The sequence below is a fragment of the Hymenobacter sp. YIM 151858-1 genome, assembly GCF_025979705.1.
Lineage (GTDB): Bacteria > Bacteroidota > Bacteroidia > Cytophagales > Hymenobacteraceae > Solirubrum.
The window spans coordinates 1-12,200 of record NZ_CP110138.1 but is presented as its reverse complement, the minus strand read 5'-3'; the positions used below and the strand labels follow the sequence as shown (position 1 = coordinate 12,200).

General features: G+C 64.6%; 14 protein-coding genes. 13 read left to right on the top strand and 1 reads right to left on the bottom strand.

Annotated features, from left to right (window positions below; genetic code table 11):
* Window positions 1–203: 203 nt before the first annotated feature.
* The 13 genes from OIS50_RS20085 to OIS50_RS20025 are packed head-to-tail and all read left to right on the top strand — an operon-like array spanning window position 204 to window position 11,478.
* Window positions 204–887 carry a flagellar biosynthesis protein FlhF gene (locus tag OIS50_RS20085; protein WP_264694734.1) on the top strand — a complete coding sequence of 228 codons (684 nt, stop codon included), beginning with the start codon at window positions 204–206 and terminating at the stop codon, window positions 885–887.
* Window positions 888–944: 57 nt separating this feature from the next.
* Window positions 945–1,364 carry a hypothetical protein gene (locus OIS50_RS20080; protein WP_264694732.1) on the top strand — a complete coding sequence of 140 codons (420 nt, stop codon included), beginning with the start codon at window positions 945–947 and terminating at the stop codon, window positions 1,362–1,364.
* A 6-nt stretch (window positions 1,365–1,370) separates the two neighbouring features.
* Window positions 1,371–1,697 carry a hypothetical protein gene (locus tag OIS50_RS20075; RefSeq protein WP_264694730.1) on the top strand — a complete coding sequence of 109 codons (327 nt, stop codon included), beginning with the start codon at window positions 1,371–1,373 and terminating at the stop codon, window positions 1,695–1,697.
* The gene (locus tag OIS50_RS20070; protein ID WP_264694728.1) at window positions 1,666–4,281 is read left to right on the top strand and encodes a TraG/VirB4 family ATPase; all 2,616 of its coding nucleotides are present in this window, start codon (window positions 1,666–1,668) and stop codon (window positions 4,279–4,281) included. Before OIS50_RS20075 ends, OIS50_RS20070 begins: the two co-directional genes overlap by 32 nt.
* Entirely contained in the window at window positions 4,278–5,414 is a 1,137-nt protein-coding gene (locus tag OIS50_RS20065) for a conjugal transfer protein TraG N-terminal domain-containing protein (protein WP_264694726.1), read from the top strand. The genes OIS50_RS20070 and OIS50_RS20065 overlap by 4 nt, the downstream gene beginning before the upstream one ends.
* 23 nt (window positions 5,415–5,437) lie before the next feature.
* A complete protein-coding gene (locus OIS50_RS20060) occupies window positions 5,438–6,085 on the top strand; it encodes a hypothetical protein (protein WP_264694724.1) in 648 nt (215 codons plus the stop codon).
* 52 nt (window positions 6,086–6,137) lie between these two features.
* Entirely contained in the window at window positions 6,138–6,887 is a 750-nt protein-coding gene (locus tag OIS50_RS20055) for a conjugal transfer protein TraK (protein ID WP_264694722.1), read from the top strand.
* Window positions 6,888–6,906: 19 nt separating this feature from the next.
* On the top strand, window positions 6,907–7,806 hold the full coding sequence (locus OIS50_RS20050; RefSeq protein WP_264694720.1) for a conjugative transposon protein TraN: 900 nt from the start codon (window positions 6,907–6,909) through the stop codon (window positions 7,804–7,806).
* Window positions 7,807–7,823: 17 nt separating this feature from the next.
* Window positions 7,824–9,221, top strand: a complete 1,398-nt coding sequence (gene traM, locus OIS50_RS20045; RefSeq protein WP_264694718.1) for a conjugative transposon protein TraM — start codon at window positions 7,824–7,826, stop codon at window positions 9,219–9,221.
* Window positions 9,222–9,245: 24 nt separating this feature from the next.
* Window positions 9,246–10,136, top strand: coding sequence for a hypothetical protein (locus OIS50_RS20040; RefSeq protein WP_264694716.1), 891 nt, complete (start codon window positions 9,246–9,248; stop codon window positions 10,134–10,136).
* Window positions 10,137–10,142: 6 nt separating this feature from the next.
* On the top strand, window positions 10,143–10,682 hold the full coding sequence (locus tag OIS50_RS20035; RefSeq protein WP_264694715.1) for a hypothetical protein: 540 nt from the start codon (window positions 10,143–10,145) through the stop codon (window positions 10,680–10,682).
* A 13-nt stretch (window positions 10,683–10,695) separates the two neighbouring features.
* A complete protein-coding gene (locus OIS50_RS20030; RefSeq protein ID WP_264694713.1) occupies window positions 10,696–11,085 on the top strand; it encodes a hypothetical protein in 390 nt (129 codons plus the stop codon).
* A 27-nt stretch (window positions 11,086–11,112) separates the two neighbouring features.
* Window positions 11,113–11,478 (top strand): hypothetical protein, encoded by a 366-nt coding sequence (locus OIS50_RS20025; RefSeq protein ID WP_264694711.1) that lies wholly within the window; start codon window positions 11,113–11,115, stop codon window positions 11,476–11,478.
* A gap of 70 nt (window positions 11,479–11,548) precedes the next feature.
* Here OIS50_RS20025 and OIS50_RS20020 read toward each other — a convergent pair whose 3' ends face one another.
* Window positions 11,549–11,719 (bottom strand): hypothetical protein, encoded by a 171-nt coding sequence (locus OIS50_RS20020; RefSeq protein WP_183405442.1) that lies wholly within the window; start codon window positions 11,717–11,719, stop codon window positions 11,549–11,551.
* Window positions 11,720–12,200: the final 481 nt, after the last annotated feature.

Genomic DNA, 12,200 nt, shown 5'->3' with positions numbered 1-12,200 from the left:
GAGATACCCCAAAGGACGCATATCGGGCTTAGAAGCCGCACAGCCTTCGTGGAAAAACTCAAATCTTCTCCCTGCTTGCGCGCCTGAGACGGAAGCTGGCTATACCCTTTTTTGCTGGTAGACGCATCATACGACTAAACATTTTTTATGTTTTCACTAACTTTTTACTAACACTAAGAAGCGTCCTGCCGTAAGGGGGCGGTATGCGTTCCGGAATACTCTTGTTGGTGGTTGTCCTAGCCCTGGTCGCGCTGGCGGCGCTGCTGTGGTGGCGGTTTAAGGGCAGCGGCAGACCAGCAGCCCCGGCCGCAACGGCCACCCGCAACCATCATTCCCTGCGCACCTTTCACTACGCGCCTGCTGGGGATACTCCTAAAGCAGCTGTGCCCGCCGGGTCCGCCGCAGCTGGCGCGGCCCTGGCCAGCCTGCTGCCCGCCGAAGACCTCGAAGCCCCGGCGCCGGACCAGTTGCCGGCAGAAATAGTCCCCGCAGACGATGTGGCCAACAGCCCGCAAGCAGCTCCTCCGGAAGCGCCGGAAGATGCCCCCGGGCCGGTAACCGACGAAGCACAGCGGCCGGCCTCGATTCGCCACGCGGCGGGGGCCGTTGCCGTGCTGCTGGATACAGTAGACGAGGCCCCCGCGGCGGTACCGGCGGCGTCCCTACCCGCGTCAGACCCGGATGAGGAACCGGCCGAAGCCCTGTTTCACAACCCCCTCACCGCGCCGGCCCCCACGGCCAACGACCAGGCCAACCGCGCCGCCGAAATCGCCCTGCGCCAGCAGCGCCGGGCCCGCATGAGCGCGGACGCGGCCGCCCAGCGCGCTGCCCTGAACGACCTGTTCCCCGGCGCCGGCAGCCCCGTGCCCACCGCCAAGCCCTCCTAACTGCCACACCTGCTTTTCGGGGAGATAAGCGCCCTGTATTCACCCAACCTTCTTCCTATGCTAACCAACCTTCTTTCCCGGGCCAGTACCCACGCCGCAACGGCAACTGAAACGATGCACACGCTGGCTGCGGCCGGCCGGAGCTACCAGCCTTCCAAAGCCGAGCAGCGCATAGCGGCCCTGCTCACCACCCTGGCCCTGGCCACCAGCCCGGCCCGGGCGCAGCTGGGCGGCGGGGGCGCCGCCGCCGCGCTCGAAGGCGTGCAGGAAACCGTCGTGGGCATCGTGCAGGTCATTTTCGCCATTGTGCTCATCGTGGGCCTGATTCGGGTGGTGATGAAGTTCGTGCAGGGGGCACCGGATGCCCTGGGCTCCCTGGGCTGGCTCGTGGGCGGCGTGATTCTGTGGTTCGGCTTCCAGCTGTTCAAGGACGATTTGGTCAGCGCCGTGGGTGGCGGGGACGGGGGCGTACGCTAACCGGCCATGCGCTCCTACAAATCCATTGAGCGGCCCGCCCAGGTGCTGGGCATGAACATTCAGGACCTGGGCATTATGGTCGGCCTGTTCATCGGCTCGGTGCTGCTGCTCGGCTTTCTGGGCATGGCCGTCAAGATTCCGCGCCTGGTGTACCTGCTCGTCATCCTGGTGGAGTTGGGCCTGATTCTGGGCCTGCGCTACTTGAGCAAGCGGCAGGCGCCCGGCTTTCTGATGGGCTGGCTCTCCTTCACCTTCATCCAGCCCCGCCGCCTGGCGGTGGGGCCCCTTCCTACTCCCAACCATGACCAAAAAGCCCAAAACGGCCGCGTTTAACGCCGTGATGCCCGTGCACAGCTTCGAGGGCGACAAGGTAGTCTTCAAGGACGGCCGCGTCGCGGTGGGCTTCCGCGTGGAGCCCGCCGAGATGGAAAGCTGGACCTCGGACGACTACGAAGCCTTCCAGACCGCGCTGGTAGGCGTGCTCCGGCCCCTGCCGGTGGGCACCATTGTGCAGAAAACCGACATCTACTACGACCGCCCCTACCGCGAGGACAAAACGCAGCAGACCTACTTCGAGAACAAGATGAACAAGCACTTCTTCGAGCGGCTGGTGCTGTTTCAGAAGTCGTACTTGTTCCTCTCCTTCGCCCCGGTAGCCGTCAAATCGCCCAAAACCAACGCGGTGAATGCCCTGGTGGCCCGCGCCGGCGAGGCCGTGCTCAAGAATCCGTTTGCCCAGCTCGTGCACACGCTCGAAGAGGCCGAAAGCTGCGCCGTGGAATTCATTCAGGGCCTCAAGAACCTGGGCGGCGTCACCTTCGAGCGGCTGGCCAGCGCGGAGATGCACCAGCTCTACCTGCAGTACTTCAACCTCAACTTCGACGGGCAGCCCACCCGGCAGGAGCGCGAGATTGGCAACGACCTGGGTACCTTCAGCGTGGGCGAGCAGAAAGTGAACGTGCTCTCGATGGTGGGGCAGGGCTCCGACGCTTACCCGGCCGTGCGCAACTCCTACGGGGTCACGGCACCGATGCTCTACCCGCTCACCCACATCCTGCAGTGCCCGCACGTGCTGACCCAGGCCCTGTTGATTCAGGATACCCGCGCCGAGCTCAGCTCGCTGGATACCGACCGCAAGCTCAACGCCTCCCTTTCGTTTCTGGCCACCCAGGACAACCACCTGCGCGCGGCCGAAGTCGAGGAGTTCACGGCGGAAGTGCGAGCCGAAAACAAGCAGATTGTGGGCCTGCACCTCTCGTGCGTGCTCTGGGACACGAACGACACCAGCCGACGCGAGAACGTGGAGCGGGCCACGGCAGCCTTCCGCTACATGTTCGGCACTGAGAGCGTGGTGGAAAGCTACCTGGCCCTGCCCGTGTTCTTTGGCCTGCTGCCCGGCAACGCCTGGCAAGTGCCGGACCGCTGGCTGACGAGCACCGCCGACCGCGGCGCCTGCTACACCCACTGGACGGCCACCTACAAAACCGACCCGGTAGGGGAGTACCTGACCGACCGGTTCCGCAACCTGGTGCAGGTAAACCTGTTCAACACGGCCCTGGACAACCAGAACGCCATTGTCATCGGCCCCTCGGGCTCGGGCAAGAGCTACACCTTCGGCAATTTGATTGTGCAGCGCTTCGAGAAGGGCGCCCGGCAAATCATCATGGACGTGGGCGGCACCTACCGCAACGTGCTGCAGTCGCTCAACGGCGAGGACTTCGATAACACCTACTTCGAGTACGACCCGCAGCGGCCCATCGAGTTCAACCCCTTTGTGGTGCCGCGCGACGCGGCGGGCAAGTGGCTCTACAACGACGAGAAAACCAACTTTCACCTGGCCCTGCTCGCGGCACTGTGGAAGGGTGGCAAGGACACGGCGCTGGACAAGTCGGAGCGCACCATTCTCTCGCGCTTTTTGATTGAGTACTACGCCTGCCTCAACGAAAGCCCACGCCTGAACCAGAAGGATGAGGAGTTTCCCGGCATGGAAAGCTTCTACCGCTTCGTGGAGCAGTACGACCAGGAAATGCAGAAGCCCGTGGCCCAGCCCGGCGACGGCGGGGAGCCCGACCCGCTGGATGGCGCCCGCCGGCAGTACCAGAAAAACCTGAAGTACATCGACATGCACCAGTTTTTCCTGGTGCTGGGTCAGTACATCACCGGCGGGCGCTACGAGCGGGTGCTCAACGCCAAACGCGACGTGGACCTGTCGGAGTACCGCCTCATCTGCTTTGACCTGGCGAAGGTGCAGGCCGACCCGGACCTCTACCCGGTGGTGGCCATGCTCATCACCGAGCTGAGCCTGGACCTGTTCCGCAAGTTTCCCGACGACATCAAGTACATCGCCCTCGACGAGGCCTGGACCATGCTCTCGGGCGTGCTCTCGGAATTCATTGAGTCAATGTACCGCACCATCCGCAAAACCAACGGCTCGGTCACCATCATCACCCAGGGTATCACCGAGATTACCAGCAGCAAAATCGGGCCGGCCATCATCAACAACTCGGCCACCAAGATTATCCTGCGCCACGTCAACCCCGACTCGCTGGCGCAGCTGCAAGCCCCGCTGGGCCTGACCGGCCACGAGATGGACCTGATTAAGTCGGTGCGTTCGACGGAGGCCCTGCGCGAGTTCTTCATCAAGCAGGGCGCCAAGGGGAAGGTATTTGCGCTGGAGGCCTCCCCGCAGCTCGATGCCATCCTGACGTCGAAACCCGTGGAGCGCAACCACCTCAACAAGCTGGTCAAGTTCTACCAGCAGACCCAGCAGCGGCCCCGCACCGACAAAAACGGCCACGTGCTGCTCAATGCCGAAGGGCAGATTGAGTACGAGCCGGTGCGCGTGCAGCGCCTAGACTACGCCGTCGACCAGTTCGTGGAAGATAAACAGGCCCGCAAAGGGGCCCTCGCCCGATGAGCATGCTGGCGATGGTAGCCTACGGCATCGACCCGGGCTTTTTGCGGGCCTGCGACCAGACCCTGCAGGTGGTGCTTACCGCCTGCCGCTTCATCACGCCCAGCCTGATGGGCATTGCCCTGCTCTACACCATTGGGCGCGGTTTTATTTCCGGTAGCGGCCTGGCCATGGACTGGGGGCCGATTATCAAGGCCACCTGGATATTCTTTCTGCTCTTCTTCTACCAGACGCTGGTAGATACCCTGGGCACGGGACTGGCCGCCTTTACGGCCATGTTCTCGACCGACAAGTCCGCGGCCGAAGCTATTCGGGACCTGACCACGCCGGCTTCGGTGGCCGCGGCGGCCCGCAACGACGCCATGGGCATTGGCGACATCGTGGCCGGCGCCAGCTCGCTGATGACCAGCATTTCCCAAACGCTGAGCTCATTCACGCTCTCGGGCATTCTGACGCGGCTGTTTACGGCCACGGCGGTGCTCATCATTCGCCACATCATGCAGTTTATCCAGCAGTTCATTCTGGGCTTCCTGTACGTGTGCGGGCCGATTGCCATGACCCTGTCGGTGATTCCGGCCTTCGGGCAGCTGGCCCTGAAGTGGCTGCAGAACTTCCTGGCCGTGCAGCTCTGGGGGCTCACGTTCGTGCTGCTCGATACCATCTACGGCTTCTACGCCGAGACGGCGCAGGCGCCTAACGGCCTGTTCAGCGGGCTCACTAATGGCCCGCAGCAGTCGGTAGATGACGAGAAGTTCATGGTGATGTCGGTGGCATTTGTGCTGCTCTACGTGATGGTGCCCTACCTCACGTCCATGTTCATCGGGTCTTCGGCCGTGCAAAGCTTCGTGGGCTCCATGGTCGGCTCGGCCGTGGGCGCCGCGACGGCCGTGGCCTGGGTAGCCTCACCCGGCGGCGGGGGCCTGTCGAGCGCCGTGGGCCGCGCCCTGGGCAACGGCAGCAGCCGCGGCGGGGGAGGAGGCCACAGCGCCAGCGGCGGAGGCAGTAGCAGCGGTGGCGGCGGCGAGGGAGGCGAGTCAGCTTCGTCCTCGGCTTCCTCCGGCCTGCCGACCATCACCATGTCGGAAGCCCTGAACCCGTCCTACCGCCAGCGGACCTCGGGCATCTGGACCAAATAACTCACCCTGCTGACTTCCTAGCTATGAAAAACACTCCCCTGTCTATTGCTGCGGGCTTTGCCTTGACCCTGACGGCCGCTTGCCAATCCAAGGAATCCGCTCCGGTAGCTACCACGCCGGCGGCCCCGGCGGCAACCCAACCCGCTACGGGTTTACCGGCTCCGCTGCCGGCGTCGGCCGTGGACCTCAAACCCGGCGTGGCTGAGCAGACTCCCCGCGAAGGGTATCTGCAGGTGGTTTCCGCCAAGGCCCTGAAAGCCGAGCCTATGCAGCTGCGGCTGCCGGTGGCGTGGCAGTCCGACCCGGACCGGCCGGACGGGGTGAAGCAGGCTCCCGGCTACCGCATAGCCTACGAAGCCGTGCTGCAGTGGATACCCCAGGACTTCGGCAAGCAGAAAGTGCCGGCCTCGCTGCCGCTGTACGCCCCGAACGGCCGGGATACCCTGGCTTCGTTCCGCGTGGGTGGCCTGAACCTGAATGTGCCCGGCCGCGAGCGGTACACCGTCACGCCCATCGAGCCCCGCAAGCCGCTGACCGTGCGTGGCACGCTCTACGCCTTCCTGGGCCAAAACGAGCAGAAGCAGCCCGCCTTGGTGGTGTACCCCTACCGGGGCCGCGCCGGCGGGTTCGACGACTCCTTTAAAAAGGTGCTGCTGCCCATCAGCCGGTAAGGGCGGTCGGGCGAAAAGCACCCATCACCACAACCAGACTCTCAACACTTTCATGGATTCCGCCAAAGACTTAAGTACCTCTTTTTCCACCATGCGCAACCTGGCGCTGGGCAGCGTGCTGGCCCTGCTGCTCGTGGCCCTGGCCTCGGGCTTCCTCGTGTACCGGGCCTACGAAAACAGCGGCCGGCGCGTGTACGTCGTCTCGCAAACCGGCTCGGTGGCGGCCCTCTCGGCCGGCAACGATGCCCACACGCCCTACGAGGCCCGCAACCTGGTGCGCCAGTTCATGCAAACCATGTTCGGCCACGACCAATACACCTTCAAGGCCAACCTGGACGCGGCCCTGCCCCTGATTGAAGGCCGCGGCGGCCGGCGCATCTACGAGGGCTTCACCCGCGGGCAGGTGCTGCAGAACTACGAGCGCTACGCCGCCCGCAACGTGGTGACCGTGGACAGCGTGCTGGTGGACATGAGCAAGCGTCCCTGGTCGGGCTCGGTCTACATCAAGCAGCGCATTTTCATCGGGGGCCAGCAAAAGGAGCCGTTACCGCTGGCGGCCAAGTTCAACCTGGTGGAAACCAACCGCTCCGATGCCAACCCCTACGGGCTGCTCATCACCAACTTCGATTACATCCCCTACAGCCCGCAGCTGACGCGGGAAGAGCAGGAATTGCTGCAGGCCCAGGAGGCCGACCGCCAGCGCCGCCTGCAGGAAGCCGAGCGCGGCCTGGCTCCGGCCGGCACGCCCGCCGCGCCGGCCGCTCCGGCTACCACACCCGCCCCAGCTGCCCCCGCTAACTAATCACCAATCATTTTCTCCGATGCGACTCTACACCTTCCCCGTCTTGCTGGGGCTGTTTTTACAACTGCTGCAAACGGCGCCGGTTGCCGCGCAAACCACCGCCACTACCCCGACTACGGCCTTGGCTACTTCTGACAACCTGCTGGACGTGGCCGTGTCCGACTCCTCCACCACCTACCTGGTGTTCGGCGGGCCCGTGTCGCTGGTCGACGTGGGCATGGCCGGCAACTACCTGGTCAAGATTGAAGCCAACGCCGTGTTTGTGCGCGCCAAGCGCAAGCACGCCCCGCCCACGCCCATGCTCATTCGCTACGGCTCCAAGTACTGGATGGGCCGGCTTGTGTACGCGGACCGGCCGGTGCTGCAGCTCTACGACTTCCAGAAGGACGGCGCGCTGCGCATCAACGGCAAAAGTGTGTCGTCCACGGGGGCCGCGCCGGAAAACGAGCTGGCCCTGGACAAGGAGCGCGAAAAGAAAGCCGTCGTCGAGGGCAAACTCAGCCAGCTGCGCAAAGCCCGGGAAGAGCACCAAGCCGTGGCCGTGGTCGACAACGACTTGGTGCTCTCGCTGGCCAACGTGCGCAACGACAAGGACTTCACCTACCTGCGCTTCAAGGTCATCAACAAGACCAACATCGACTACAACGTGGATTTCACCGACTTCCAGCTGGTGGAAAATGCCCAGAAGAAGTTCCTGGCCCGCAAAAAGAACGAGGCCCGGCGCCCGCTGGCGCCCTCGGGTGGCAGCCCGAACCAGGTCATTACCGGCCGCACCACGGGCTACCTGACCTATGCCATTCCGTTGTACGCGGCTACCGAGCGCGGCTACCTGGAAGTAACCCTGCGCGAGCTTAACGGCGCCCGGGTGCTGGTGCTGCCCGTGCCCTCCCGCGTGATTAACCGCGCTTCCACCATCTAACGCCGCCTGTACCTGCTATGGAACCCCTCACTCCCCCAACCGATAGCCGTTCTGCGGCTCAGCAAGCAACGGAACAGCCCGTCCCGGCTGCTGCCCCTGCCAGGCGCACGCCCGCCGAGGTGCTACGCGCCAACTGGATGGCGCTGGCCGGCCTGCTGCTGGTGCTCATCATCGGCGGCCTGTTGCTGTGGCTGAAAGCCGCGCAACGGGCGGCCCAGCAGGAGCGCGAGCCGGTGGCGGCTGCCTCGGCCAACATCGAGCCCGAAATCCCCTCGGTGGAAGCGGCGCCGCCGGCACCGGCCGCCTCACCCTCCGCTCAGATTGAGGCCCAGCGCCGCGCCGAGCAGGACGCCCAGAGCGCCCCGGCCCGCGCCACTGACCAGGATGTCGTGGACGTGTTTGCCGTCGACACCACCGGCCTGGCCCTGCGCAAGCGCCGCCGCGCCCAGGCGGCCGCGCAGGCCGCCGGCCGCCGGGCCGAAGCGGCGCGGCTGGCCGCGGCCGACGTGGACACCATCGAAACCACCGTTCAGGACCCGGCAACCGGCTCCTACCGGGCCCAAACGCTGGTCGTACCCCGCCGGCGCCTGACGGCCGGGGGCGGCAGCGGCCGCCGCGCGGGCACGGGTTCCGGCCGGGCGGGCCGCAGCCTGGTCCCGGCCCGCGACGTGGACGGCACCCCGTTTGAAACCGACCCGGATGTGCTGGCCATGCTGGGCTCCTCGCCGCCGGAAACCCGCGCGGCGTACGAGCGCATGACCGGCAAGCGCTACCGCGACCCCAACCAGACCGCGCAGCTGCTGGCCACCCGCATGAGTGCCCCCGGCCTGGATGGCTTCAATACCGTGAAAGTGGGCAATGCCAGCCGGATGATGGCCCAGGGCAGCCAGCGCGAGCAGCAGCTGGCGCCGGACGTGTTTTTCAAGTGCGTTATCAACGGCGAGCAGAAGGTGCGTACCGGCTCGGTGGTTATCCTGCGCTTGCTGGAAGACGCCGTGATTTCCGGGGTAACCTTTCCCAAAAACATGGTCTTCGCCGGCGTGGCCACCGTGGGCACCAACAACGTGATGCTGGAAGTCAACCGCCTCGGCCCCACGCGGGTGCAGGCCGACATCTACGACTTCAACTACATGCCGGGCATCATGATTGACCCGGTGAAGCGCGTGGCCCGCGAAGCCGGCATGGCTGGCAACGAGTTGCAGCAGCAGACCACCCAGGAAATCAGCACGGCCATCGACCGCTCGGCCTCGGCCGCCAACTCCGTGGTAGGCGTGGGCGGCCGCGTGGCCGCCTCGGTGCTCTCGCGGCCCAAAACCCGCACCAAGCTGCGCGACGTGCTGCTGCCCGATGGCTACCCCATCCTGATTACCACGGCGGCAGCCGGTCAGCTCGGCCCGGAAGCGGCCGTGCGCTAATTCTTCCACCTAACCGATACGACGATGAAAAAGACGCTTTTGCCGGCCCTCGTGGCCCTGGCCCTGATTCTCGCTCCCACGACGGATGCCGCGGCCCAGGCCGTGGTGAATGACCCGCTGCACATGGGCGTGCACATCGGTGAGTTTGCCAAGCACCTGAAGCAGTGGACCGAAACGGTCAAAAACTACCAGGTTATCAAGGACGCCAAGCAGATTGCCGGCGTCACCAAGGACATCACTGGCCAAGTCAAGGACATCACCGACGAGACCCTGCAGCTGCAGCGCCAGGTACAGGCCGACCTGCGCAAGGTGCAGAGCATTCAGGATTTGCGCCTTTCCAATCCGCAGGAACTGTTTGCCCGCGCCCTGGCCATGTCGGGCCGGGGCCAGAGCAACCAGTACATGCCCGTGTTTCAGAAAGCCGAGCGCCTGCGCCAGGCCCTGCAGCTCAACAACCCGCAGCAGGACTTGAACACGGTGTACGACGTGTTTTCGCGCTTCGGGTCGGGCGCCACGGCCGGCAACAACCGCATGAGCTCCCGCGAGTACCAGCTCAAGCGCGAAGAGGCGGCCGTCTCCACGTTTGCCTACGAGGAGATGATGCAGAAAAAGAAGATTGCCACCGCTTTCGGCTACTACAAGATTGCCGACGAGATGACCCAGCAGAGCATCGAGATGAACGCGACGCTCAAGAACCCCGGCCGTTACGCCATGACCGAAGGCGAACGGATGGTGGCCCTGAATACCTCGAACGACAACATGATTAAAGCCATGCAGCTGCGCCAGGAAGCCGACCGGCTGCTGGCCGAAGCCGCCCAGCCCGGCCCTTCGCGGCAGGCGGCCGAAATGGTCTATTCCGACATCCTGGTGCAAAACGCCCTTATCAAAGCGGACCGGGCCCGCCCCCGCCACTAACCCCTTATGAAGAATCTCTTGCTAGTGGCCCTGCTGCTGGCGGGGGCCGGCGCCGCGCCGGCCTTCGCCCAGCGCCACGTCCAACACATTTCCAGCTGGGGCGCCCACCTGGGCCGCTCCGAGAAAGGCACCTACTACGAGTTGAGCTACACCAGCATGCTCACCAACCACCTGGCCCTGCGCGCCAGCGGCCTGCGCGAAACGGGCGCGCTGGATGGCCGCGGCGATTTCACCATCTACGCGGGGCGGGTGCTGCTCGCCCCGCAGCTGTTCCGCCTGGGCGAAGTGGCTTACGTGCACCTGCTGCTCGGAGCCGGCGCCGGCTACGAGCGCACCGGGGAAAACGGCACCGGCGAGCTGCCCGCCGACGCGCAGCAGCCGCAACGCTTCACCTACGGCCCGCAGGCCGGGGCCGAAGTAGATGTGTTCCTCGGCAACCGCTTTTCGCTAGTGGGCACCGCCACCAAAGGCTACCTCTTCAACGATTCCCTCCTCGACCACTGGCCGGGCTCCGCCAGCGCCGGCCTGCGCTACCACTTTCGCTAGCCCATTCTGCCCCATGAAACGACTTGCCACCCTGCTACTAAGCGGCGCGGCCCTGGCCACGGCCGGCAGCTGCGCCAAAGACGACGCGACACCCACCGGCCCCAAGGAATACCAGGTGGAGTACCGCATTTCTTCCACCACCGCCCCGGCGTCGGACTACATCAGCTACGACAACGAGAGCGGCGGCACCACCACGGTCAATAACGTCCCGCTGCCGGCTACCTACCGCTTCAAGCGCACCATGAAGCAGGGGGACCACCTCAGCCTGCTGGCCAGCCTCGCCGGCGGCACGGCCGCTTCGGAAATCACCGCCGCCATCCTGCTTGATGGCAAGGAAGTGAAGAAGGAAACCGGGCGGGGCGCCAATGCGCAAGCCGTACCGGTATACGTGATTGGGCAGTAGGATAAGAAATATACTTCGGGTACTCTTATGGAAACCTCCTTGGCCGTGTCCGGCTTTCCCGACCCGGCCCTTGTCATCAATTACCCAACGGCCCTGCGCTTCGTCCGCTTCCGCCTCAACCGCATGGCACACGGGCAAATGAAGCCCTGGTCAAAGGAGCACCGCTTCAACTATGCCCGGCTCGTGGAAATCAAGAAGGACGACCGGCAGCTCTACGTCCCCTTGGTCCAGCGGCTGCTGGCCGCCTTTGGCTACGACGTTGCGGTCATCCGGCTGGTGTCGACGAGCCGGGTGAAAAACCACTTCTTCTGGTTATCCTCGCCCGAAGCCCACGCGCTGTTCTGTCAGGAGCTACGCACCTACGACCAGTTGGTCGCGCTGGCCAGTCAGTAGCCTGCCAACCATCTATAGACCAGAAAAAAGGCCGACCAGCAACCTGGCCGGCCTTTCTGTTTGGTTGGAACTACTCCCCCCGGACCAACTCCCGCTGCAGGCAGGCGAGCAGCTGCTGATAGGATTCCGGACAGAGCCGGATGGCCGGCTCCTGGGCCGTGCAGTACAGCAGCGTGGGGTCGGCCAGCGCCACGGCCCGGGCCCAGGCATCTTCGGACACCTCAGTAGCGAGGTTTAGCAAAGGGGTGAATTCTTCTTGAATAAGCCGAATTACCAGTGCCTGCACGTTAGGGCAAATGCTGGAAAAGCGGCGATAGGGGCTCGCAGCCATAGCAGTAACGTCAACGGAAAAGAATGAAAACGCCCCGCCTGCGGCCAGTTGTGGGGACCCGGCAGGAAACAGGGTAGCCGCCCAGCCGCCCGGGGTGGTGCGGTGGCGTGCTGCTTTTCAGAGGGGTAGCGTTACGCGAGGGAGCCCACAAACAGGGCGGGCCGCTGCTGGATGGGCAGCGGCTGCCGGAGCGCCCAGCTCAGCCAGTCGGCGGGAAGGGCTGCTGCGGAGGGGCAACTATGCAAAGCGTAGGATTCTAAAGCCAGCATACTCGGCAATCAGTTTGACAGGCAAAGCTAGCCATTACGGCTACACCAGACGGCAGTTTGGCTTTTCGACCGGCTAAATTGACTCCAGGCTCGCGTATCGCCATAGCGGGCAGGCGGTGCTC

Excerpts from the sequence above, each read along its gene's own strand:
- OIS50_RS20025 (WP_264694711.1), top strand. The coding sequence starts at position 11,113 with ATGGAAACCTCCTTGGCCGTGTCCGGCTTTCCCGACCCGGCCCTTGTC.
- OIS50_RS20055 (WP_264694722.1), top strand. The coding sequence starts at position 6,138 with ATGGATTCCGCCAAAGACTTAAGTACCTCTTTTTCCACCATGCGCAAC.
- OIS50_RS20080 (WP_264694732.1), top strand. The coding sequence starts at position 945 with ATGCTAACCAACCTTCTTTCCCGGGCCAGTACCCACGCCGCAACGGCA.
- OIS50_RS20085 (WP_264694734.1), top strand. The coding sequence starts at position 204 with ATGCGTTCCGGAATACTCTTGTTGGTGGTTGTCCTAGCCCTGGTCGCG.
- OIS50_RS20070 (WP_264694728.1), top strand. The coding sequence starts at position 1,666 with ATGACCAAAAAGCCCAAAACGGCCGCGTTTAACGCCGTGATGCCCGTG.
- OIS50_RS20030 (WP_264694713.1), top strand. The coding sequence starts at position 10,696 with ATGAAACGACTTGCCACCCTGCTACTAAGCGGCGCGGCCCTGGCCACG.
- traM (WP_264694718.1), top strand. The coding sequence starts at position 7,824 with ATGGAACCCCTCACTCCCCCAACCGATAGCCGTTCTGCGGCTCAGCAA.
- OIS50_RS20050 (WP_264694720.1), top strand. The coding sequence starts at position 6,907 with ATGCGACTCTACACCTTCCCCGTCTTGCTGGGGCTGTTTTTACAACTG.
- OIS50_RS20075 (WP_264694730.1), top strand. The coding sequence starts at position 1,371 with ATGCGCTCCTACAAATCCATTGAGCGGCCCGCCCAGGTGCTGGGCATG.
- OIS50_RS20035 (WP_264694715.1), top strand. The coding sequence starts at position 10,143 with ATGAAGAATCTCTTGCTAGTGGCCCTGCTGCTGGCGGGGGCCGGCGCC.
- OIS50_RS20060 (WP_264694724.1), top strand. The coding sequence starts at position 5,438 with ATGAAAAACACTCCCCTGTCTATTGCTGCGGGCTTTGCCTTGACCCTG.
- OIS50_RS20040 (WP_264694716.1), top strand. The coding sequence starts at position 9,246 with ATGAAAAAGACGCTTTTGCCGGCCCTCGTGGCCCTGGCCCTGATTCTC.
- OIS50_RS20065 (WP_264694726.1), top strand. The coding sequence starts at position 4,278 with ATGAGCATGCTGGCGATGGTAGCCTACGGCATCGACCCGGGCTTTTTG.